The 24,250-nt window shown below is 37.9% G+C and carries 19 protein-coding genes; 6 read left to right on the forward strand and 13 right to left on the reverse strand.

The window, feature by feature from the left end; all coding sequences use genetic code 11:
- Positions 1–14: 14 nt before the first annotated feature.
- Together KNQ05_RS12615 and KNQ05_RS12620 are read right to left on the reverse strand one after the other, a co-directional pair.
- Positions 15–1,322, reverse strand: coding sequence for an ABC transporter substrate-binding protein (locus KNQ05_RS12615; RefSeq protein ID WP_214767279.1), 1,308 nt, complete (start codon positions 1,320–1,322; stop codon positions 15–17).
- A 206-nt stretch (positions 1,323–1,528) separates the two neighbouring features.
- A complete protein-coding gene (locus KNQ05_RS12620) occupies positions 1,529–2,542 on the reverse strand; it encodes a LacI family DNA-binding transcriptional regulator (RefSeq protein ID WP_088836158.1) in 1,014 nt (337 codons plus the stop codon).
- An 849-nt stretch (positions 2,543–3,391) separates the two neighbouring features.
- On the opposite strand from KNQ05_RS12620, the gene KNQ05_RS15835 reads away from it, so the two are divergent.
- Entirely contained in the window at positions 3,392–5,419 is a 2,028-nt protein-coding gene (locus KNQ05_RS15835; RefSeq protein ID WP_214805569.1) for a Z1 domain-containing protein, read from the forward strand.
- Positions 5,420–6,264: 845 nt separating this feature from the next.
- Here the strand turns inward: KNQ05_RS15835 and KNQ05_RS12630 are convergent.
- The 4 genes from KNQ05_RS12630 to KNQ05_RS12645 are packed head-to-tail and all read right to left on the reverse strand — an operon-like array spanning position 6,265 to position 13,418.
- The gene (locus tag KNQ05_RS12630; RefSeq protein ID WP_214805570.1) at positions 6,265–8,319 is read right to left on the reverse strand and encodes an AIPR family protein; all 2,055 of its coding nucleotides are present in this window, start codon (positions 8,317–8,319) and stop codon (positions 6,265–6,267) included.
- Positions 8,319–9,260 carry a PD-(D/E)XK motif protein gene (locus tag KNQ05_RS12635; RefSeq protein WP_214805572.1) on the reverse strand — a complete coding sequence of 314 codons (942 nt, stop codon included), beginning with the start codon at positions 9,258–9,260 and terminating at the stop codon, positions 8,319–8,321. Before KNQ05_RS12635 ends, KNQ05_RS12630 begins: the two co-directional genes overlap by 1 nt.
- Positions 9,253–12,012, reverse strand: a complete 2,760-nt coding sequence (locus KNQ05_RS12640) for a Z1 domain-containing protein (RefSeq protein ID WP_214805574.1) — start codon at positions 12,010–12,012, stop codon at positions 9,253–9,255. Before KNQ05_RS12640 ends, KNQ05_RS12635 begins: the two co-directional genes overlap by 8 nt.
- Before the next feature lie 2 nt (positions 12,013–12,014).
- Complete coding sequence (locus KNQ05_RS12645) at positions 12,015–13,418, reverse strand: ATP-binding protein (protein WP_214805576.1); 1,404 nt, start codon at positions 13,416–13,418, stop codon at positions 12,015–12,017.
- Between the two features lie 222 nt (positions 13,419–13,640).
- On the opposite strand from KNQ05_RS12645, the gene KNQ05_RS12650 reads away from it, so the two are divergent.
- Entirely contained in the window at positions 13,641–14,969 is a 1,329-nt protein-coding gene (locus KNQ05_RS12650) for an IS3 family transposase (protein ID WP_214805578.1), read from the forward strand.
- Between the two features lie 73 nt (positions 14,970–15,042).
- Here KNQ05_RS12650 and KNQ05_RS12655 read toward each other — a convergent pair whose 3' ends face one another.
- The 4 genes from KNQ05_RS12655 to KNQ05_RS12670 form a co-directional block, all read right to left on the reverse strand.
- The gene (locus tag KNQ05_RS12655) at positions 15,043–16,707 is read right to left on the reverse strand and encodes a DNA cytosine methyltransferase (RefSeq protein ID WP_214805580.1); all 1,665 of its coding nucleotides are present in this window, start codon (positions 16,705–16,707) and stop codon (positions 15,043–15,045) included.
- Between the two features lie 214 nt (positions 16,708–16,921).
- Positions 16,922–17,335 (reverse strand): hypothetical protein, encoded by a 414-nt coding sequence (locus KNQ05_RS12660; RefSeq protein WP_214805582.1) that lies wholly within the window; start codon positions 17,333–17,335, stop codon positions 16,922–16,924.
- A 94-nt stretch (positions 17,336–17,429) separates the two neighbouring features.
- On the reverse strand, positions 17,430–19,751 hold the full coding sequence (locus KNQ05_RS12665; RefSeq protein ID WP_214805584.1) for a DEAD/DEAH box helicase family protein: 2,322 nt from the start codon (positions 19,749–19,751) through the stop codon (positions 17,430–17,432).
- Positions 19,748–20,071 carry a nucleoside triphosphate pyrophosphohydrolase gene (locus KNQ05_RS12670; protein WP_214805586.1) on the reverse strand — a complete coding sequence of 108 codons (324 nt, stop codon included), beginning with the start codon at positions 20,069–20,071 and terminating at the stop codon, positions 19,748–19,750. Before KNQ05_RS12670 ends, KNQ05_RS12665 begins: the two co-directional genes overlap by 4 nt.
- A 111-nt stretch (positions 20,072–20,182) precedes the next feature.
- Here KNQ05_RS12670 and KNQ05_RS12675 point away from each other — a divergent pair, with 111 nt between their 5' ends.
- The gene (locus KNQ05_RS12675) at positions 20,183–20,572 is read left to right on the forward strand and encodes a RidA family protein (RefSeq protein ID WP_214805588.1); all 390 of its coding nucleotides are present in this window, start codon (positions 20,183–20,185) and stop codon (positions 20,570–20,572) included.
- Between the two features lie 36 nt (positions 20,573–20,608).
- On the opposite strand, the gene KNQ05_RS12680 is transcribed toward KNQ05_RS12675, so the two are convergent.
- The 3 genes from KNQ05_RS12680 to KNQ05_RS12690 are packed head-to-tail and all read right to left on the reverse strand — an operon-like array spanning position 20,609 to position 21,645.
- Positions 20,609–20,875: a hypothetical protein gene (locus tag KNQ05_RS12680; RefSeq protein ID WP_214805589.1), complete on the reverse strand. Its 267-nt coding sequence runs from the start codon at positions 20,873–20,875 to the stop codon at positions 20,609–20,611.
- Between the two features lie 15 nt (positions 20,876–20,890).
- Positions 20,891–21,274 (reverse strand): hypothetical protein, encoded by a 384-nt coding sequence (locus KNQ05_RS12685; RefSeq protein WP_214805591.1) that lies wholly within the window; start codon positions 21,272–21,274, stop codon positions 20,891–20,893.
- Positions 21,271–21,645 carry a hypothetical protein gene (locus KNQ05_RS12690; RefSeq protein ID WP_214805593.1) on the reverse strand — a complete coding sequence of 125 codons (375 nt, stop codon included), beginning with the start codon at positions 21,643–21,645 and terminating at the stop codon, positions 21,271–21,273. Before KNQ05_RS12690 ends, KNQ05_RS12685 begins: the two co-directional genes overlap by 4 nt.
- 146 nt (positions 21,646–21,791) lie before the next feature.
- Here KNQ05_RS12690 and KNQ05_RS12695 point away from each other — a divergent pair, with 146 nt between their 5' ends.
- The 3 genes from KNQ05_RS12695 (at position 21,792) to KNQ05_RS12705 (ending at position 24,214) form a co-directional block, all read left to right on the forward strand.
- Positions 21,792–22,505, forward strand: a complete 714-nt coding sequence (locus KNQ05_RS12695; protein ID WP_214805600.1) for a Type 1 glutamine amidotransferase-like domain-containing protein — start codon at positions 21,792–21,794, stop codon at positions 22,503–22,505.
- On the forward strand, positions 22,448–22,858 hold the full coding sequence (locus tag KNQ05_RS12700) for an NUDIX hydrolase (RefSeq protein WP_214805602.1): 411 nt from the start codon (positions 22,448–22,450) through the stop codon (positions 22,856–22,858). Before KNQ05_RS12695 ends, KNQ05_RS12700 begins: the two co-directional genes overlap by 58 nt.
- Before the next feature lie 252 nt (positions 22,859–23,110).
- On the forward strand, positions 23,111–24,214 hold the full coding sequence (locus KNQ05_RS12705; protein WP_214805604.1) for a DNA/RNA non-specific endonuclease: 1,104 nt from the start codon (positions 23,111–23,113) through the stop codon (positions 24,212–24,214).
- The last annotated feature ends 36 nt before the right edge of the window (positions 24,215–24,250 follow it).

Here is a 24,250-nt window from a genome sequence, read left to right on the forward strand (position 1 = left end):
CCCACCCAGTCTCCTTATTCCGGTACTTTGACGTCCGGATACGCATTTTTGACTTTTTTGTAGAATTCAGCAAGTGCTTCGTCTTTTGATTTTTTGCCTTGGACGTATTCCATGACTGACGCACCGTATAATGTATCGAGCTGTTGGTCGTACTTCGTCACGATACCCGGTGTGATTTGATCCGCTTGATCGAGGAAGAACTCATAGTTGTTCTGTCCGCCGAGGAACTCATCTTTGAAGTCTGTTTTGATTTTGTCGGTAACCGGTGTGTATGCAAGGACGTCACCTGTTTCTTTCGCCCAATCCGTTAGGAACTCTTCGTCCTGCGTCATCATCTTGACGAAATCATACGCAAGTTTTTGTTTCTTCGAATCTTTGTAGACACCTAACCATGTACCGCCCCAGAAGTATGGGCTCGGTCCGCTTGTGACTGCCCAGTCACCGGCTGATTTCTTTGCATTCTCTTTTAAGACACTGTGTAAGCCCCATGTCGGAAGGACGTACGAGAAGATTTCTGTTTCGGTTTCTTTACCGTTTTCTTTGACTTTGACCGGCTTATCCATCCCTGCGAACCATGATGGTGACCACTCCGGTGCAAGTGCTGTGTATTGTTTCGTCCGGAGCTCTTTCGCGTAATCCATGTAGTTCTTCTTGTCTTCTGTCAAGACGAGCTCTTGCTTATCGTTGACCCAGGCCTGCGGATCATTACCTTGTGCGAACCAACGGATTGAACCTTCATCCGGGAACATTTTGTAGCCTTTGCCTTTCATCTTCTCAGCGACATCGAAGACGCCGTCCATCGAGTTCATCATCGCGCCGATTTCTTTTGGATCATCTGTGCCGAGGACTTTTTTGGCGATGCTGCGTTTGTAATAGATACCACCCGGTGTTGTTTGCCATGACAGGGCACGGACGTTACCGTCTTTGTCTTTCCCCATGTCATAGACGTACGGAATGTAGTCATCTTTGACTTCGTCTGCGTTAAACGGTTTTTCAGATAGGTTCGCCCAGTAACCGGCATCGACCCATTGTTTCAAGAAGGCGATTTCACCAGTGAAGATATCCGGTGCACCGACGCCGCTTTCAAGTGCCGGTTTTAATTTCGTCGGGTAGTCGGCGATCGGAACGATCGTCAATTCGACTTTGACATCATTGTTCTCTTCGAACTTTTTGATCGGTTCTTTTAATTCATCCGTGAATGACCAGATTTTCAAGACTTGTTTCCCATCACTTGTCGTTGCTTCTTTACTATCTGAACATCCTGCTAAAACGCTTGCTGTTAACGCGCCGACTGTCAAAACACTGACTAACTTCTTACGCATGTCATCCCATCCTTTTTCTGATGTACTCGCTCACTAATTTAGTAAGCGGTTTCATTTCTTATCCAAAAATATCGAAAGCGCTTTCGAAAACTCCTAGAAAAAAGTTCCGAAAGCCCTTTCGGAAAGCTTTAAAAAAATATACTGTTTCGAAACCGCTCTCGCTTGTCCTCGCCTTCCACCTGCGAGAGCGATTTCGAAATCGATTGTTAGTCGTTGACGGGTCCCGTTGAATGGCGGACGATCAACTCGACGGGAATGATGTCCGTCGTCTTGAGACGTTGCTTGTTGACGATTTGTTCGATCAATAAATCCGCTGCATGTTGTCCGATCCGTTCCGTATCTTGCCGGACGGTCGTCAACTTCGGTGTGACGTATTTCGACATTTCGATATCATCGTAGCCGACGATTGAAATATCTGCTGGTACGTGTAACCCGGCTTCATGGATTGCTTCCATCGCACCGATCGCCATTTGGTCACCGGCAACGAATACTGCCGTTGGACGTTGTGGTAAGGCGAGTAACGTCTGCATCGCTTGTTTACCTTCTTCGACCGAGAAAAAACCACCGTTGATTAAGTAACCTTCTAAAATCGGTAGTGCGAGTTCAGCCATTGCCCGTTCGTACCCAGCAATCCGTGCACTTCCTGCGTCAATCGTCGTATCTCCCGCGATATGGGCGATTCGGCGATGACCGAGTTCATGCAAGTGATTGACAGCGAGTGCTCCGCCTGTCAGATTGTCCGAGAAGACGACGCTACAATCCGCGCTGTCCATATCGACGACGACGATTGGAATCGTGCTCTGAATCAACTCTTGGACGTGCTGGTCCATTTGATCGGAACAGATGACGACGATACCGTCGACCGCCCGGTGCTGAAAATGCTCGAGGTAACTCATGTCGCGGTTGCGGAGATTACGTGAAGCAAAGATTAAGTCGTATCCTTGTTGCTCCGTCGCTTGACGGAAACTTTCGATGATCGCGTTGAAGAATGGATGCATCATCCCGACTTCGTTCGCTTCCGAGAACATGACCCCGATCGTCCAGGACCGTTTCGTCGAAAGGGACTGAGCATGCGCATTGGGTAAGTACCCCATATCCGCTGCCGCCTGAATGATTTTTGCTTTCGTTTTCTCACTGACATCGGAATAGTTGTTTAATGCCTTTGAGACTGTCGTAATCGAAAAACCTGTTAGTTTTGCTAAGTCATAAATTGTGCCCATCGTTAAAACCTCATTTCACCGAAAGCGCTTTCGATAAATTTAGTATAAGTTGGGACCTGGAAACATGCAACTATTATTTTCAATTTTTTAGAGTCCGTAACTAAAAGGTACAATTGATATATAAAACTTATAAATTTATAAGTCGAATTCAGAAAAAAAGCGAAATCAGTTTATCATATTAGTTATTTTACTTTTAGATCTTCTTGAAATCAAAATTGTCTTCCAACCAAAAATTCCACATACTTATCGTAATTACTGTTGTATATCAAATTCATTGTACACTATGTGAAAAAGACTTTTTTTTGCATAGAAAAGTAGTGTCCTTTTCGGCACAATCATATATATGAGAAGTAATGATCGTTTTCTCGTCACAAACTCATCATCAAAGATATTTGTCGTATATTTATTGATTCCATCAGAAAGTATTAATATATCCATTTTTGTTAGAAAAGCTCGTATCCTTGAACAAAACTTGAAAACATCGGGTCATAGTACTGTTCTTTTATGCTTTTTCGGAATAATCCGGTATAAATGAAAGCTAATGTAAAACCACAATAACATAATAATGTAAAATTATTATATATAAAAAATATAAAAATGGAAATAATAAAGAATAAAGATATAATTAATTTCATTAAACATAATAGTAATTATTTCAAACCAATTATTTGAATTTTTATAATTATTAAAGTATATTATAGGAATATGATTAAATAAGTACGATATATATAATTTAAATACTTTCGCTACTTTATTATTAATGCGATAAGAATTTATTATACAAATAAATAGAATCAATATTTTATTTTAACTTTCGATAATGCACTAAAAAATTAGGAGGAAATAAATGTGAGAGAATTAATTAAAGATCGAGAGCGCGTTTCCAATTTTCTTTCGGAGTTAAATTCTGAAATTGGAGAAACGGCAGCATTAAACGTATTACAAACATCTGAAAACATATTGACCAAAGCTCCAGAAGTCAATAGTGGTGAAAAAGTTTTAGGATTATTATATGGTTTAATTCAAAGTGGAAAAACCAATATAATAAACATGACAATCGCTTTAGCTGCTGATAATGGCTTTAAACTATTTGTGGTATTAACTGATAGGAATAATTCCCTTCAAGATCAAACTTTTGATAGATCAGACTCAGCACTATCAGGAATATTAGTAAGAAAAATTGATGAAATAAATGAAGAAGACCCAGAATATTTGAAAACTGTATTAGATACAGATGGAATTGTATTGATTTGTAAAAAAGATCCTGCTGACCTTGAAAAATTATTTTCATTTTTAATAGAGCAAGATTTGTCTAGTATAGCAACTTTAATTGCAGATGATGAAGCGGATGCTATAGGTTTAAATACAAATCAGCGGATCGATGGTGAAGATCCAAGTACGATTAATCAGCAACTTTTAGATTTACGTGAAATGGTTTCAACACAACTATATTTACAGGTAACAGCAACTCCTCAAGCCATAATTCTTCAAAATAAAGAGGAAACAGGTTTTTATCCAGAATTTATAGAAGTAGTTGAAGCAGGAAGAGGTTATACGGGAATTCATACTTTCTTCCAAGAAAATGTCGATAGACATATTAGAAATGTAAACGAAGAGGAAATAAAACAACTAGCTAATATGCAGTCGAATGATGAGGATATTTCTGATATTCCTGATGGATTATTGAGTGCTCTATCTAATTTTTTGGTCGGTGCTTCGATTCGATTACTTGAAAATACTGAACCTAAAAACGAACAAAAATTCACATTCCTCTGTCATATTAGTCCATATCAACTAATTCATAGCAGAATAAAAAAGTTAACTAAAAAATTTATTGCAGATGTATATAAAGCTTTAAAAAGACCAGAAGAATCAGATAAAAGAAAGTTTATTATGAATCATCTTTCAAACGCTTATGAGGATTTACAAAGCACTAATCCAGAAATACCTGTATTCCCGGACGTATTAAAAGTTTTAAGTGATAATATAAATAGTCATGATGTTATAGTGCTTAACGCAGCACCGGATTCTCAAAGTAACATTAGATTAAACAAAAAGTACAATTTTATTATTGGTGGTAATAAATTAGGTCGTGGTTTAACTATTCCTCGGCTCTTAGTTACTTATTACGGTAGAGTAGTTGCGAGACCACAAGTCGATACATTGATGCAACACTCGAGAATGTGTGGTTATCGTTCAAAGGATTTATCTGTAACAAGAATATTTATTCCTGAGGATATAGCAGAATTATTTGAAGAGATATGCGAGCATGATACAATACAACGAGATATAATTAAAAATCACAATATAGAAAGTACACTATATTTAAACAGAGACAACTTAAGTCCTACAAGGCCTAATGTTATTCCAAATTCTGTAGGAGCTTATAAACCTGGACAATTAAAGTTTCCTAAAGTCCCTGAGTTTCGTAAAGGCGAAGTTGAAGAAATAACTAAATATATAAATGAGAAAGTCCTGACGCTCGGGGTGCCTCGTAATTCGATAGTGGTCGAAGTTGATATAATTATTAATATTTTCGATAAAATACCAGTATTAGTTAGTGGTGGATGGCATACTAAAGTAATTATCCAATATTTAGAATGGTACAAAGCAAATCATGGTATCTCAATCAATGTGCTATTTGATATTGACACTAACATAGGTCTGTCAAAAAGTAGGGGAAGTAAAGAAATTGGATCTGTTCTTTCATCTAGCATGCAAAGTATAGTAAATGGAGTAGACATCAAAAAGCCATTAGCAATTCTTATAAGAAATAAAGGCGAAAAAGAAGGATGGGATGGTGAAGATTTCTGGATTCCTTTGCTTAGATTCCCGATAAACGAAAATAGTATTCTATTTAATCTAAACAATATCTAATAATAAAATTATATGAAACAAGCGTAAGTATTATTTACAAGTGTTTTTAAGAATAAAAGGACGGAATCCCTATTTATTTAGGAATTCGTCCTTTTTTTTTTTACAAAAAAGAATACTTCTTAATGTTGTCTTCAGCAATTACATCACAAATTATTACGATACATTTTTAAAAGACATCAATGAGAAGACACAGCTATTATACGCATTAGCTTATCAAGCCTCTGATTAACTTGATAAGTTGAAGTACATTTCTATCTGTTCTAGACGAGTCTCTTTTGATTAACTTGAAAACGGAATTGACGACAATTCTTCTTTGAATTTCTAAACTTTTTTGATTTTTTTCGTTATTTGTTGTTTTTAAATTGATCCAAGTGCATAGTTTAATAGCATTTTCGATTAGAGAACAAGATAATTTCAGAAGATATTCTTCATAAAATCATCTATGACTGTAACAAACTATGATTGATGGCGAAATATTCATGAGCGCAATTAGATTAGAAGTATGTTGAATTTCAGATTATTGAACAATCAGCAGTATTTCCTCTCATAACTTGTGACTCATTTGTCCGCAAGGGATGGCTTTTTTCTTTCGTAATAACCACAGATGTTTCAGCATTTCAACCTATGATTATCGATCACTTGATTTGAACACACTTAGGACAATCACAGTTTAATACCTAAGCGCCTTTCTAAAGTTCATATAAATTTTTATTCAATCAATAAAAGGATTATCTTCAAGTATTTTTAATAAAATATTTGAAATTTATCACAAATAAAACTCAGTTTATTACTTTAATTTATAAAATTAGTTCAAATAATAATACCTTTTGTCATGATGTATATTTTCACTCTAAAATTAGTCTTTCTTCTTCAACTACACGTTTGTATATTTTATATAATTCTACACACTGATTTTCAGTAGGAAAATATCCTTCTGTATTCGAGAACTTCGATAACGCCGTAAATGCAAACGAAGATATTCCTTTTCTATTTTCAACTTTACTACAGTAATTAAATATTTGCTTCCACTGATCTTTTGGTAATTCGAAAATAAAAGTTTGTATTTCAATAATCGAATCTACCTTTTTTAAAGATTTTTCTTGTCTTTTTTCATACTTTACTTCTTCTTGATTTTTATAAAATCTTTTTGGTACCTTTAAATCTATTTTTAAATCTTTTATTTGTGTCCAACATCCTTCTTTTTTACACCATTGAGATATATTTGAGTATCCTGTTGGTGGTTTAATGATTTCAAAATGTATTCTTTTAGCTACCTTCTCAATTTCTTCGAATAAATCATTATCTACAGCCTGCTCATCCCAGATAATCTTAAAATTAAAATTCTGTTTCGAGTCTGCAATATAGTGAGCAAGATATGAAATGGTATATGTTACTGTTTGAGCTCTATACCCGCCAGTGTACCAATCTGAATTTGAAATCATGCGCTCAATAGTTCTAAATAGTATTATTTTAGATACAGCATCTTGAAAATATTTTTCTGTAATAGCTAAATTATTCTTTTCTAGTAGTTCAGAAATGTAAGTAGCAAAGTCGCTAAAACAGTACTGTGCTCCTCTACTAACGATGTGAGGTTTTTGAAGCCATGAGCTCTCACTTTTCGCTAAAAATGTTTTATCAATCAATTGATTTTTAGGATTTTCTAATAAAAATTGTTTTTGCTTCGATTTACTTAAATAAATTTGTTCATTTAGAAACTCACCTCTAACTCTTTCATAGTACCATCTAGTCTTTTTCTGACTACCATTAATTGGATTCACCCAAGTATGTGATGAGTATTTTTTCATATCTTTATGGAATGGACTATTTGAGAAAAAGTCTGATTTATTAACTTTATTTTGTGTATTTGCATATTCAGCAACTTTTGATACAAATTCGCTATGTTCTTCACCTGCTTCAATTACAGATAATTTCATTTGAACAGAAACTTGACTTACATCTAATCCTTCTTTTTTCTTTGCAGCGTATATAGAAGAAGTTGTTTGTCCTCCATTCACGATTTGAAAATCAAAAAGTTTGACGATATGATCATCCTCAATCAATATTCTAGACGCCGTCGCAGTTATACCATTATTAAAAGCAAAAAAATTACTCGGAGCCCCACTAATTGTGTTTCTTATCCCCTTATTTACAGATCCTTTGAATTGTAAAAATGTACGAACATTTTGTTCTAACAAACGTTTCCCATATTGGTCATATATTTCAAACAGTTGATCTCCGCTCAAATAAGTTAAGTAGGATGTATATACCTGAGAATCTGAAGGTATTTTTAAATATGGTATTTTTACATCAACAGCGAAGGTAGTGTCTACGTTTTTAGAGCTATAATTTTTAAATAAATAATCGACATCTACAATTCTAAGTTCTAAATCAGAAATACCATCTATTTCATCTAATTTTTTCCCTTTAAAATTTTTGCTTATTTGACCATCACTTAAAAGGAAGAATTTAACTTTATTGATTTCTTTATCTTTAAATCTACAATAAATTTGATAAGCCATAGAATAAGCTGGTGAAGTTTCTTCTAATTCTTTGAAGAATCCATCCATACACCTAATCAAGAAATTTTTAAGTCTTTTTATTTTTTTATCTATTGCATCTAAAGTAAGAGTTTGTATTTGATCTTCTTGAAAAAACTCGTGTGTTAGAATCGAGAGAACTCCTCTTTCATCATCAAAGTCATATCCATAGGCTTCAACTGGATTTCTGCCCTTCAAAATTCTTATATCAGCTTCGCTATAGTTTACGGATAACTCACCTGTTGAACTTAGCTCTTCACAAACATATTCAAAAAAAGCTTGCGAGTTTAATAAACCTCTACTATCGGCAATTGATAGTGTAGTTTGAATTAAATCATCATGAAAATCTTCAAGTGTTGTCATCATACTTCATTCCAATCATCAATTAAATAGTCCTTACAGTTGTTTAAATTAAGCTGGTATTTCATATTAATAATTCCACTCGGAATACTTTCTAAGTCGACTCTAGGAAAGTCATTTCTAACATCAAAATTAGAAATTTTATCAATATGAAACTTATAAAGAGTGTCCTTATGGAAGTTATCCTTATAGCCGTACTGAATGATCTTTTGTTCAAAAATGTACATTTCATTGAATAAATTATTATTCTTTAACTCGTGTTTAATTTGCTGAATAAGATTTTCTACAGTATCTCCATTTTCTTTAATGTCCAATGAATATACTCTTAAAACAAGACGATTTTTAAATGAAAATAACTGTTGCGGACTAGATACATGTATAACTTCATTTTTTCCTGTTTTATGAGACTTTACTTCAAGAGCTAGTTTATCTAGTATAAAATCTTGCTTATCTGAATCCGGTCCTCCCCAAGATAACACTGCTTCTTTTAAAGAAGTTTTTTTAGTTAAAACAATACTTAACAATGTATCTAATTCTGAGAAAAGACCCATTTGCAATTCTATCGGAAGAGATTTCTCTTTATTATTCAAAAGAAGATTTTTCCATCTTGTTAATCTATTAAAAACTACAATATAGATCTCTACTTTTTCACTATAATTTTCACATTCCTCGATTAAATCCATGCATAAACTATTAAAAATATCATAATCATATAAACTATTGAGCATTAAATATAAATCCGTTTTATCCTCATTTTTATTTTCAAAAATATCAATATTTTCAAGCTTTAGTTCTTTGATTTTCAAATTTTCTTCGCTATTTTTTAATGACAACTTTAAGCCGTAATTACCCTCCATTTCTTCTTTGATCCAATAAATATCATGATACAAACTTGCTCTTCTTTGACTACCTCTCGCCATATCTTTCCAAGGATTTTTAATCATCATATACCTCGTCTTCAAGCATGTTTTTCATATTTCTAAGGTATACCGAGTTAACTTGCAATCTTACATTTCTCGTCATACTTTTTATTCCACCCGGGAAACTTATCCCAAAAGCTGCAAGATTAACTTTTTCAGCCTTGTCCGTTTTAATTTTAGAGTCAACTAAATGTCCGTCAATTATATGAAGCATTAGTAAAGGTTTTTTCATAATATTCCTTACAGCTTTACGAACGCTGTAAAGTTCTATTTCATTCAACTCGTTCTCTTTTTTTTGCTCCTTAACAATTCTTCGATTCTCTTTATTTTTTCTTTTTATATTTTTTATTTCATTATACTCTTCAACAGTAATTGCGATATTTTCAGCATTACCTGAAGAAACTTGCCGATGTTCAATTTCATAAAAGCGCCCTCTATCGTTTATCTTTCTCTCTTGATAGAAGCCTTCTAAATTTTCTATATCTAATCTTTGTTCACTATTACCTGAATAAATAGCTACATCCCAAAAAGTATCTACCGATTCGATGTACTGTTTTATAAATTTAACTGGCATCTTAGATCTCATTCCAAAATCGTCATCTGGTACTTCATAAATAGAGAAGTTATTTATAAATTCTGAGACTACATTTTTAGGAACATCAATCCAGTATCTTGGTTTTGGTTGCGTATAGTAAGGTTTTATTTTATTTTCTATTAAATTCTTAATTAGATTTATATTTTGTTCGTTTTTTTCTTTATCTTTGATTATCCAAGATGTTTCTTTTAAATGACCATCTAATTTCATTTCATAATAAAGAGATTCAGAATTTTTCAGTTTATTTTTAGCTGTTACTTGTAATCCACTATCTGGATGTTGCTTAACAGCTAAACCAAAATCTCTTGGAGTCATTTCATTTCGAGCCATATCGTTCAAATCACTTACTAAATCTAGAGTCGCTTCAGTTATAGTATTAAATCGATTAAAAATCTCGTTAGTTGTATATATTTTACACAAATCTTCGTACCCAGGTCGGTAACCAAACCATCTACCCATTTGCATCAATGTGTCATAAAAAATTGTATTTCTTAAGAAATAACTGACTGATAGTCCTTCCAAAGTGTACCCTCGTGCTAAACTAGTGCCTCCTATTGCAATTACGTTACTAGCAATGTCATCTCGATATTCTAATTTTATTTTTGTATCTTTATGAACTTGAACAATTAAAATTTTAGAAATGAATTTTGCAATTTTTTTAATAATAGATTCCCATTCAAACTCAATATTATCTTTATAGTGAATTTCAAAAGTATTTTTAAGGTCTTCTAAATGTTCATTTTTTTCATAATGTTTTTCTTTTAGTCCGTCAATGCTTATAACTTCACTTAAATCTTTAAAATATTTTTCTACATGTCCTGCAATATTCTTATGAACTTCTGTAAACCTTGTAGCGTGAATTAACATGCTATTATGTTTGTTTTCTTGATTTCTCAGATGTCTAATTGCAATATTTATCAAAAATGATCTCATTGCCTCTTTCATACTCTCTGGTAAACAGGGTAATTTGTAATCTTTTTTATGATTAAAAGGTATAATATCTTCTACATCTTCTACTTCATAAAAATGCGTTTTTTTCTTATCTAAGAATATTTTTTCTGCTCCAAAATAATTACTAGGTGCACTTAAACAATATATAAAATCTTCTGGAAATAGGTCTTTCCCCAAATTTTCAGTATCTGTATTATGATCTATAAATATGTTTGCATAAGGAGTTGCTGTATAGGCTACATATGAACTTTTTTTAAACAATTTTAGTAATGCTCTTATTTTTTCATTTATTTTTGTAGGGTCTTCCTCATCCTTTGTATTAATAGATGCATAATCTGATTCGTCATCAATTAATAACATTGCATGATTCTCTACTCCTTGTGAATAGTGCGTAGTTATCCATTGAATAACGTTTTTTAATGTGCTTGTATTTTTTTTTATTACTACGATTACCGGACTAGTAATGCTATCTAAGCTAATTCCTTGTGAATTCCGATTAGCGTCAGCCCTATTAAAATCTTTCAATTTTGACGTCAAACTTATCGGTCTCTTGTCTTCTCTATACCCAGCTAAATTAGCTACACCAATTTTTTTATCTATATCTCTCCCAATAAAAGAGGCATTAAGTCTTTCCTGCGTTTGATTTCTTAAATTGTTCATAGCTCCAGCAATTATGACTATAAATTTATATCCAGCGTCGGCTGCTTTGCATACTAGTGATGAATAGTTAGCTGTTTTTCCTGATTGTACATGCCCTACGACCATTCCATATCTCTCGAATTGATCATCACTAGGGTTTCCTAAATGATTCATTATGGCATCTGTATCTTCTTCGATTACTTTTATAACTTCATTGGGCAATGAATTACTTATGAATTTTTTATAATTATCTGAATAATAATTTTCTCGTTCAATTTTTTCTTTCATTGTCCACCAAGTATAATCTCTCTGCTTTTGTTCCTCTCCCATAACAACTATCCCTAAATTTGTTTGTACATCAAATTCAACTTCTAATTCTCTAACCATAAGTTCCCATTGTTTTTTGTCTAGCTTATCCATTTTCTCTATATTATGTTTACGTTCAAACATTTTTAAAATCTCAGGAACTTCCTGTAACGTTTGATATAGATTAACCTCTTCTTCAATTTGGTTTTCCTTTAAAGGCTTTTCTTTATTTTCTAAGTTTTCTAGTACTTGCTCTTTAAAGATTTGATATGCATTTTTTTTCATAACTACCTCTCCTTCATTCCTTTAAAAATTTCTGTTTTCAAAAGTTCATCAATTTGCTCTTTAGTTAGATTTAAATTTAGTAACGCATCAAGTAACTCCTTTTTTTCAGTCTCTTCGATTAACTCTTTTTGTTTTATCTTTTGAGGATCTGTTATTGCATAAGCCTCAATTGCACTAATAGGGATATATGCTTCTATTCCTTTTAAATAAGTACTAAAAAAAGAAATTTCTTGATCACTCATTTCTTTTTTTATATGTACTAATATTGGATGATGTTGATTTATCAAAAATTTAATAGAATCTGTACTATGAGATACTTCCCAAAAAGGAATTATCGTTTTATCTTCTAAAACTTTTGGACGTCTTGTATATACGTTTTTTCCGCGATTTAATATAGAGGTTAAGATTTTTTTTAATTCACCTTTAATAAACATATTTGGAGATGCAATTGATTTTTTCACATCAATATTCCAAATTTCATCTTGATCATTTGAAATATCTACTCTGATACGAATTAGTCGATGCGCATCAGATATCTTATTTAGTCCCCACCACGTTCCATGTATTAATAAACGTCCGCTTCTATATAAGTAAAAACCTTGAGATTTAGTATATCCGTCATTAGTAGCATATTTATTATATTCTTCGTTTGATAACTTATTATGATGAGGTAAAATATATGGTGTTATTTTTACCGTTTTATTCTCGAATTTTATTAATTGTTCAGGTAAAGTCTGTGTTGCAGTGTTACTTTCATTAAAAGGATTAAATCCTTTAATTAAATTGTTGTTTAAATCCAATAATATTTTTCGACCTCTAATACTTCCATCTAGAAATCTATGGAATACTAAAGCCAAATGTTCTCTCAATAAATTTAATTCTTCATAATAATTTTCTTTTTGAATAGAGTCTATTTTTTCCCAAATCACTAAAGTCCCAGATTTTTGAGCATTCAACTTTTCTAGTAACGATATATGTTTAAATTCATTTAAATTAGGTGTAATCAATAGCCACTCATTTTCTTTTTCAATTAAATCTAAATCCCATTTCTTAAATGACATTTTATTTTCTTTTTTAGTAATCACAGTTAAGGACTTACATTGTGAAAAAGAAGCAGTTTTTAGACCTAATCCAAATCTACCTAAATCTTTTTTTTCCCGTTCTTCTTCTGGATCTTTACTTCCTAATCTCATAGCTTCAATCAATTCTAATTCTGTCATTCCAAAACCATCGTCTAAAATGCTCAGACTTATTTCTGGATTCATATTTGTTTCTATCGATATTTTCTTGGAGTCTGCCGCAATACTATTATCAATAATATCTGCTAAAGCTATAGAAAAATTATATCCAAAATCTCTTAACGACTTAATAAAATTACTTAAATTAGGCTTTACAATCTCATCCATAAATTATCACCACCATCAATTAATTAACTATTTATGTATATATTATAATTTAAATTTGATAAAAGATAACGGTTTAATGAAATTTGTTTAAAAAAGCCACCTTTAGCTTTAATGAACTGAACCCTGAATGGTGGACACTTGATAAAAGACCCCATTCGGGGTTTTTTGTGTTTAAAGATATCGATATACTGTATCTATTCAATTTAGACGGGAGAATTATTCATGAACAGACGTACCTTCAATCCAGATCAAATCAGACAACTTGAAGCGAATCTTCACGTAGCCTCGGTATCAGATCGTACGATTCAATATAAAGGAGAATTTAAGATTCACGCTGTACGTGAGAATTTAGCTGGTAAGCGACCGATACAAATCTTTGAGGAAAGCGGCTTTGACCTGGACATGATCGGTAAGCGAACAACGAACGAAGCGTTGAAACGATGGCGGAAGACCTATCGCATTTATGGAGAAGAAGGACTCTTGAATGAGAGACGTGGAAAATCAAATCTTGGAGGTCGACCGAAAAAAGATGATTCCATCGAACGACGCCTTGCGAAAGCTGAAGCACGAATCAAGTACCTCACAGCGGAGAACGAATTACTAAAAAAAGCTCGACGCTCTCGAAAGAGAGGCGAAGTATCGAAACTAACCGCATCTGAGCGCTATCAGGCAATCAATATTGTCTTACGGAAACAATCATCGGGCCGATTCGTGACGGACCTATGTAAGCTCGCTGAAGTGAGCCGCAGTGGTTATTACGCCTGGCTCGCACGTACGGATAGTGTTTCCCTTCGGGAAGAACGCGACTATGCGGACTACCTACTTCTAAAACGTGTTCATGATCGTCACAAGGGAAAAATCGGCTATCGTGGTCTTTACATGGAGATGCTTGATGTTATTGGTGGACCGATGAATCATAAACGTATTTTGCGTATCATGAGGAAGTTTGGAATCGTGACGAAAATCCGTAGGCAGAACGCTTATCGTAAAATCGCTAAAGCGACATATGAACATAAGACTGTACCGAACCACTTGAACCGTCGTTTCGATCAAGATGAGCCTGGTAAGGTATTCGTCACAGACATCACTTATCTCCGTATTGGATCTGGCCAAACTGTTTATCTCTCTTGTGTGAAGGATGTCGCTACACGTGAAATTATGGCACATCATCTATCTACAAGCCTCCATATGGAACTAGTCCTTCATACAACGAATAAACTCGCAGAACGACTTCAAGGGAATATACACCCAGAAGCCATGATACATTCCGATCAAGGACTCCATTATACGCATCCTGCTTATCAAACACGCATCCGTGAGATGGGAATGCTTCAATCCATGTCTCGTAGAGGAAACTGCCTAGATAATGCCCCGATGGAATCGTTCTTTGGGCACTTGAAAGAGTATGTCGATTATAAATTAGCATCTGACCTCGATGAGGTCTGTGCCATGGTCGATGCTTACATTGATTATTACAATAGCGAACGAAGACAATGGAAACTACAAAAGATGACTCCGGTACAATACCGAAGCCATCTCATAGCAGCTTAATACGTTAAGGGTGCTTTTATTAAACTGTCCAAACTCTAGGGCTCAGTTCATAAAGAGACTAAAGGTGGCTTTTTTAAATTAAATATTCTAATATTTTTTCAGCAATAGCTTTAGCTAATAAGGGAGGAACCGCATTTCCAATTTGTTGATAACGTTCATCTTTTCTTCCTTCGAAAATAAACTTATCCTGAAAAGATTGTAAACGCGCAGCTTCTCTAATGCTAATAGCTCGAGCTTTTGTAGGATGTTGCCACATCGACTTTCTAACGTTGATTACTGTCGGAGATGGTTCGTCATAATTTAATCGAAGATACACTGTGTTTTGAGTTCTAGAAGCATCAGCATAGGTACTTTTTAAATCGTCAGGCAAACTATGGAAGTTTTTCCCACCATTTATTAAAATGTTTTTATACCGCTCCAGTATTAACTTTGAACTTTCCGTATTAATATGATCATAAATTTCGTTCGGTTCCATCCCTTCTCTGTAATACTTATTCAAACCTTCCTTACTACTTGAAACATATACTTTTGAATTGTAAGAATCTATTTTGGTTTGAGGAAGGATGTTTTCCAGGTCTTCGATTGCATCTCGTACGACATTATGAATTTCATCATCACCTTTAGGCAATTCAATAGTGTTACTACTATTTAATATACCAAGCATCATGAAACGATTTCTTTTTTGAGGTACACCGAATCGAGAAGCGTCTAACACTCCACTCGTTATGCTATAACCATAGAACTTGAATATGGCTTCTAGATATTTTACTACGTTATATGAATACACTTGAACAAATAACTTATATATTGTTTTATTTTCAACAATGAAGTCAAGACATTCAATATCTTCATCTTTTAGTTCTTGGCACCTAGTTAAAAATCGATTTAAATTCACTAAATCTTTTATGGCCTGATGATTAAAATTATTTAAGGATTCATTATCAAGAAGATTTTTTAATGCCTTAATAGATTCTTGAACAATGTATTGCTGATTTTCATCAGTTATTTTTTGATTATTCAATTGATTGATAATCTCTAAGATTTCATCCGTTGATTTCTTAGTCAATTTCAACTCTTTATTATTATCAAGTGCTTTTTCTAATAATCTTAATCTTGTTATTAAAAGTGGCTTTATAATAAGTGGAGCTGGAACATCTATTAAAGATTTATATTTTCCTGATACCGTCTTCAAGCTTTCACTATCGGTACTCAACAGCTCTATGGTGTCCTTGTTATAAAGTTTATTATCTTCTTGTGTAATTTGATCTAAATGATGTCTTGAACTAAAATCATTTTGATTATCTGCTTTGTATTTTGTTACAAAAAACTTGTGCACAGATGAATTCATAGATTTTACATTTTCCATTAAAAAGGCAATTGGTTTTACATCTCGTACTGCTCTTACATATTCTTTCACGAGTTTATTATTCCCTGAAATCAAATAATTTTTTTGGCGATTTGCATTAGAAAATCCCTGGCATGGCGGTCCACCAATAATAACTGTGTTCTCAGAATCTCGACTATAATTTTTAAAGTCGATTTTAGTAATATCACTTATTCCTGTTGTAGAAGACTTGATAATAACATCTTTATTTTCATGATTTTTAATATATGTCTGCTGAGCTGCTTCATTTATTTCCACAGCACCAATTACAGAAAATTTTCCTGTTTGCTCAAAACCGTTACTCAAACCGCCTGCACCGGCAAATAAATCTAATACTTTATATTTATGTCCCATGTTTTCTCCTTACTAATTCTCCAGATTCTTTAATAGCAGCATACCTTATGAATTTATTTATATCAACAACTGAAAATTTAATAATTGTCACACAACTGCACTGATTCAACAAAAAAAAGTACTTATTAAATCGTTTAAAAGTCTTCACAACTCTTAAACAAATCAATAAAATACTCTTCTTTAGTTTATATCATTCTAATGATTTTATGCTTGCTTACTTAACTGATTCACCAACTACATAAAACTTTTCATCATTTCCACGCACTTTAATATAGTCTTCCCAGATATAAAATCTCCATTTTTCATCGTTCGAATAATCTAACGTAATATCTTTAGTCATTAGTCTTCGCAAATTTTTAAATTCCACAAAATATGCTTTGTTCCCTTCGACTCGAACGACCATCATAGCTATATCTGAACAATCTAAAATTTCAACTTGCTTCATAGATAAGTCAAACCAGCCATGTTCTTCATTGTGTATTTTAGTTTCTGGAGTACATAAAGTGACTGATTTGCCACTTGTCGTTAAACCATGGTACATAATTTTCTTTTGTGGCATGATTTGAAGATCATATTCATATCTATCATTCATCATTTTGACTATAGTTTCTCTTTCTAATATCTTCACTTTTAAAATCCCCCTTATGAATTATTTATTACAGACAGAATCAATAAAGAAAATCCAAATACATATATTTCTATTTTATCACCTTTACATATTTTTAGAAAAAATAATTATTTATTCGGTATAAAACAATATCTTTTATCCATATTTTGATATTTATACTGTTTATAGTAAGATCCGTTTGAATTGATAAAGTTTTTTTATTCTCATTGTATTCGAATGGATATCCCATTTTTGAAAAAGGTTGTTTAATCAACAATGCTCCTATTTTTGATTCATTATAACCATTCTCAAATACTTTACCTTGCGCATCTTTCACTTCCCGATACTTCTCCGCATGCAAATACTCATAGAAAAACGGTGCGACCTCCGCTGCCGTAATCGGTTCCATCCAGCGCTCTTCTCCCCGCTCGAGCATCGCCAGCAAGACAATCATCTTATAACTCCGATTCATGATCGTCTTTTCGACCTGCTCGATCAGTTCCCGATTTGCGTCGTACGCCTCGACTTCTTCTTTTGATAACTCCTGTTGTTCCTTCAAGAAACCAGTATAAGAGCCCCATTCTTGTTTATAGCCTTGCGGAATTGCTGCATACTCGCCAATCTCAACATAGGATGGTCGACGACCGAGTTCGTATTTGACTTGCTCGTATTGCTCAATCAATCGTAACTTCCGCTGACTTGGTTGCCGCAGTCGATGAATCAATTCTAGTGCTCGCGTATCGAACTCAATCACACAGCCTGGCGGTGGCTCAATCGGTTCTGTCTCCCCACGCTTGAATGATTCTTTCATTGTCCCAAGCAGTTTCAGTTTCGTTTCGACGTTACGGTAGTTCCCAATCAAGTCGATGATAACGCAGTGTGATTTATCTTGCGCCAAGCGTAAACCGCGTCTGATTTGCTGCGTATAGATAGCTATTGACTCTGTCGGACGACAGAACAAGAGTGTATCGACTTTCGGAATATCAACACCTTCGTTGAATAAATCGACTGTAAAGAGTACTTCAATCTCGCCTTGCTCGAACGCTCGCATGTACTGCGCACGATTGGTCGTCTGTCCTGTCAGTGCAAACGCCGTCGTTCCTTTATCCCGGAAGACTTGCGCCAAATATTCCGCCTGCTTGATCGACGAACAAAAACCGATTGTCTTCGTTTGTCGGTATTTCTCCCACGAATGATAAATATTATCCGCAACTTCACAATCGAGTTGACGGTGCTCGAGTTGCGTCGCATCATACGTCCGACCAATCCGCCGAATCTGGGAATAATCGATCGTGTCATGAATGCCGTAATAATGAAACGGTGTCAAAAACCCTTCAGCAATCGCTGCCGTGAAGTGCATCTGGAAAGCGACGTTATGATGACAGATTGCATAGACATCTGCTCCGTCCATCCGGTCTGGTGTCGCTGTCAGACCGAGCAGGAAACGGGGCGTGAAATGATCAATGATCTTCCGGTAACTCGTCGCTGCCGCATGATGGAACTCGTCGACGATGATGAGATCGAACTGGTCGGGTGTAAACCGCTCCAAGTGACGCTTTTGCGCCAACGTCTGGACGGACGCGAAGACGATCTCCGTCGTCTCTGTGACGGTCCGGTCACTTCCGATGTAGAAGCCGGTCTGCCACGCCGGATTGACTTTTTTAAACGAACGCTCTGCCTGCAGCAACAGTTCTTTTTGATGCGCCAGGAACAGGACCCGGGTAAAGTCTCCCGCAAAGAATGCACTAAGGTAAGTCTTCCCTAAGCCTGTCGCGAGCACCGTCAACGCACGTGTCCGTCCTTCCTCCATCGTTTCCCGTAACGCGTGCAGCGCTTCTTCCTGCACCCGGTGTGGCAGGATTTCCGGAGCAACGACGACGGTCCCTTCGTCATATTCGACTTCCGGTTCCGCCACATATTGCCGTGAAGCGTACGCTTGACGATAGGCTTCTAAGACGACCGGATTCAGTTCTTCTGCCGACTCACTGAGGTAAAGATCCATGAAGGCATCAATTGCGTCATCAAGGATCTGTGGAGCGACAGCTTGTGGTAGATGGACGTTCCATTCGATACCGGACCGAAGCGCACTGTTCGAAATGTTCGACGAACCGACGATCGATAAGCCGGTCTCCGCGTTTCGAAACAGATACGCCTTTGGATGAAAGGAGCGTCCGCCTGACCGATAAAAGCGGACCGATAACCCGTCAAGCGCAATCAACTGCGCCAGTGCTTCTGGATCGGTGATATGTAGATAGTCGCCAATCAACAGACGAATCTCGGCGCCCCGTTGCAAAGCGCGCCGAAACGCCGGGACGAGCAAGGCGACGCCTGACTTCTGGGCAAACGCTGCGACAATATAGACTTCCTCCGCCTGGTCAATGGCATCGACGAGTGAGTCATATAAATGGTGTGTCGTCAGCTTCGCTTCCGGAATCAATCTTCTACCTCGACAAGATAAAGCCGTTCTTCAAAGCCGCCTCGCTTTTGCTGTTTCGCCTGTCGGACGGCTTCCAGTTCTTCGACTGTCGTTCCATGCGTCTTCGCTAGTGCCTGAATCAGTTCCAGCAGGTCAGCCAGCTCCTCGACTGCATCCGCGTCCGTCACCGCAGCTTCATATTCCGCGACTTCCTCATGGAGCTTTCGTTTTGCTTCCACTAAAAATTCTTTCGTCTCAAGCGTACGGAACGTCGCCTGTTTTCCGGTTTTCGCAATGATGGTTGGAATTTCGTCTCGGACTAACTTATGATAAAGAGGCATTTTGCTTCACTCCTTGTATGTAATAGTAACGTTGTCACAACTATCCTACAGTTGACCGTAAATCGCACGCCATATCCCTATTCACCATCCAAAATCATAGGAGGTTTTATCATGAACGCATTCAAAAAAATCAACACAGACCAGGCACCTGCTGCCATCGGTCCCTATTCCCAAGGCTTCATCGCCAACGGTACATTCTATGCTTCCGGTCAAATCCCGATCAATCCTGCGACCGGTGAACTCGTTGCCGGTGGGATTACGGAACAGACGGAACAGGTCATGAAAAATGTCGATGCCATCTTAAAAGAAGCCGGTCTGACACCGGACCGCGTCGTCAAGACGACGTGTTACTTAACGAGCATGGATCATTTCGCTGCCTTTAATGATATCTACTCGGATTACTTTGCTCCGCACAACCATTTCCCGGCCCGTTCTTGTATTGCCGTTAAAGAGTTACCAAAAGGTGCTTTGGTCGAGGTCGAGATTTTAGGGTTAGTCTAATATTTTGGAACACGTCATTTTCGGTGGCGTGTTTTTTTACCTCCGTAATCCCCAACGTCCTGTCCCTTTGCCTGTCTCACTGTAGAACAAATCCTTCGTTCCTTTATATAACTCACACTCACTCGCATGAAGATATATTAATTTTCGGATGCGGGCATCGAGTCCGGCTTCCGTCGAAAAACGTGACAAATCTAAATCGTTCCGCTCTCGTACACGCTGGTAAAGCTCTGTCAACTCCATTTGGCGTCCCGTCTCCAGGATTTCGATGATGGTTTCTAATAATGCTTCACTGCTTTCAGTCATCGGGGTCTCCTCCACTCATTCAGTTATCTGCTTTTTCATCCGTCGTTTTGCTCCTCGTGACATCGCGACGACCACCGCAATCAACTGCGGAATGAGCATCAACAGACTGACAAACAGAATCAGTTGTTCTGCTGTCAGCGGTTTAAAATACCCGTCCCAGCCGAAGTCGTTCCTCTGTCCCGCAAAATAAACCGAGACGAAATAAGACACGAGATTGCCGAAAACTACAAACAACAGATGACTAAAACGTTGTCCGACAAAGGCGAGTGCCGTAAACATGACCAGTAACAGCAAATAACCAAGTAACGTTCCCGTTTTGAAATCTTCCAATAATGCAAAATAAACGAACGGAACCGTGTACCCGATTAGGACGATCAGTCCGACCAGCCCTTTTTTCATCTCGTTTCCTCCCCGCTTTCTGTACATTGTCCATAGAGCCAGTCCCGCAGCACTTCCCACTCTTCTGGAAAGGCATTACTGCCGCGAGATGCCCCGTCTCCACCTGGACCACTCCAACTGATTTCCCAGTCCGTCCCGTCGAGAATCAGCCACTCCGTCTCATAAATCGGTTTCCAGTCGGCTACCTTTGCTTGCGTCAACCGTTGTTCAAGCACCGCTTGTTGCTTTAACGAGAGCCGCTTGATTTTAGGTTCTTCCCGCTCGTCCTCTTCGTATCGCAATTCCCCGGTCGCCCTAGTCCAGAAGAACGTTTGCCCTTGCCCCATCCCGGACTCCCGGTAGCGAAATCGATTTATCTGCTTTTGGTTCATATCCAGCTCTCCTCGCTGTACTTTCCCTGGTATTCCCATTGTAATTCATTTTCCGTTTTCTACCTATCACAAAAAATAAACAGGTACCCTTTGTCGTATATTTCTAATACGATAAAAGAATACTTTTTTTGAAGGAGGTCTTTCCCATGACCAATCAACATCTCTTCTTATTCGGCGGTGGTCCACCGTTTACGGAAGGACTCGCCCGTCGTTTCGCGAGCGTTTGCGCATCGGCCGGTCCCATCGCTTTACTGTACGTCCCGCGCGAAGGTACGTCATGGATGTCCTACGCCCCCGTCTTGACCGGTCCGCTCGAAGCGCACGGGAAGACGGACTTTTTCCACTTCCCGCTCTCCGGGCATCCGACCTTGTCTCAGCTTGCGACGCTGAAACAAAGCGCCGGGATCATCATCGCCGGTGGTGAAACGGAGCGGTATCAACAGTTCATCGTTCACACACCAATCGGCGCCATCATCCAAGAACGGTACCGGTCTAGTGTCCCGGTCGCCGGTTTTTCTGCCGGAGTCTTACTCGCGCCGGGCCAGTGCCGGATTCCGGCGATTGATCAGCGGGACGGCCGGGACTTAGTCCTTGAAGGGCTCGGCCTCTTACCGGACGCCGTCCTCTCCGTCCATTACGATACTTGGGATGAAGCCGCGAATTTACAACAGGCATTTATTACGACCGGAAGCCTGTCCGGCTACGGTTTACCGGAACGGACAGGGATTTACCTCAAAAACAATCAACTCGTACGACAGGAAGGACCAATGCCTGTCGTGCTCAAGCGAACGGAGGAACACACATGCCAACCATCGTCACCGCCGTCAAAGGCATCATTCGGCAAGATCACCGAATCCTGATCGTCCAGCGTGCCGCTGCCGACTCGGGTGGCGGGACCTGGGAATGTCCGGGCGGGAAGATTGATTTCGGGGAGCAACCGGAAGCGAGTCTGATCCGTGAAGTTCGGGAGGAAACGGGACTCTCAGTCACGGTCGACCGGATTGCGTATACCTCCAGTTTCCTGACCCATCCAGGCCGTCAAGTCATCTTACTCGTCTATTTCTGTACGGCGGAAACCGATGCTGTCAGCTTATCGGACGAACACGACGCCTATCTTTGGGCTGACGAAGCAATGATTCGAAAACAGATTGCACCGAACATCTTAACGGACTTTGAGCGGTATCAGATATTTCCTCAGCTCGTCTCGACTTGAAAACACGTCACGTGAAGTGGCGTGTTTTTTTGTTGTCCTGCCCACCAGGACAGATCGTCTTTTTCCTGAAATGCAACTTCCTTGATGCATCTCGTCACGAGGTTGACGTCGTCATTCCTTAAGTAAATTTACATATTTGTTTAATTGCTCCCAAATATATATTAAGATTGTTATATATTGAAAATCAGCTTAGCGCCAGCTTCAGGGATGTTGAGAAAACAGACGGGTGTGCTTAAGTGAAAGGAGTGCGGCATGAAAAAACGAATGTACCTTGCATTACCGCTAGCGGCCCTGTTACTGACGGGATGTGCGAGCGACGAGGAGACAGTTTCTTCGACAGACACGAAGACGGAGGAACGTGCTCCAAAAGAAGAGACGCCGCAGACGAGCGACGTCAAAGAACCGACAGCGGACATCGTTAAAGAAGACGCGAAACAGGAGACGCCTCCTGCAGAGCCGGTTGCGAAAGAGACGACCGAAAAAAAATCAGACACGACAACGGATCAAAAAGAAACAGAAGACAAGCCCTCGGTCACGGCGTCCAGCAATGATCCGTTTGCCGGATACAAACAGATTCAAGTCGATGGCGGCGACCAGTCCGGCTCGCGTCAGGCGAACGTCGTCGTCGATATCGGGTTCGGGGACCGCGAGTACTGGGCATTTACGAACAAGCATGGACAACTCGTCAAAGTCATCGCCAAAAAGATCACCTTACAAAATGATAAAACGGAAGACGTGACGTCAGCCGGTCGCTACTATCATGATGAAGCGAAGGTCCCGGGTGTCGAACACCGTGATCTTGATGAAGGACATGTCATCGCCGATTCGCTTGGCGGTGTCTCGAACGCCTACAACATCACACCACAAGACAGTACGCTCAATCGCCACGGCGATCAAGCGTACATGGAAGATACTATCCGTAAAGCCGGTGGTGCGACGAATTTCGAAGCGATCATCCGTTATGAAACGACGAAAACGCAAATTCCTTCGAGTTATCAGTACACGTACACAATCAAAGGCAACGTCATCGTCGACAAGTTCGATAACGTCAACCCGGATGGTGTCAACGCGTCGCTCGGTCTGACCGAGAGTCCGGAAAGTAAACCGAAGGCTGAACCAAAGGCAGCGCCAAAAGCAACACCAAAAGCTGAACCGAAGGCGAAAACGCCTGCCGCTTCGACACCAAGCACGACGCCGGAAACGGGCGGTGACGTCTCAAGCGTCGATGCGAACGGAAACGGACAAGTCACGATCCAGGAAGCGAAGGATGCCGGTTTCAGCATGCCGATCCGGAGTGACCACTGGCTCTATCCGTACATGCGGGACAACGATCACGACGGCATGGTCGGTGAATGACAACACGAAAAAAAGGCAGGCTCCGCGGAGCCGCCT

It is taken from the genome of Exiguobacterium sp. s125, assembly GCF_018618605.1.
GTDB lineage: Bacteria > Bacillota > Bacilli > Exiguobacteriales > Exiguobacteriaceae > Exiguobacterium_A > Exiguobacterium_A oxidotolerans.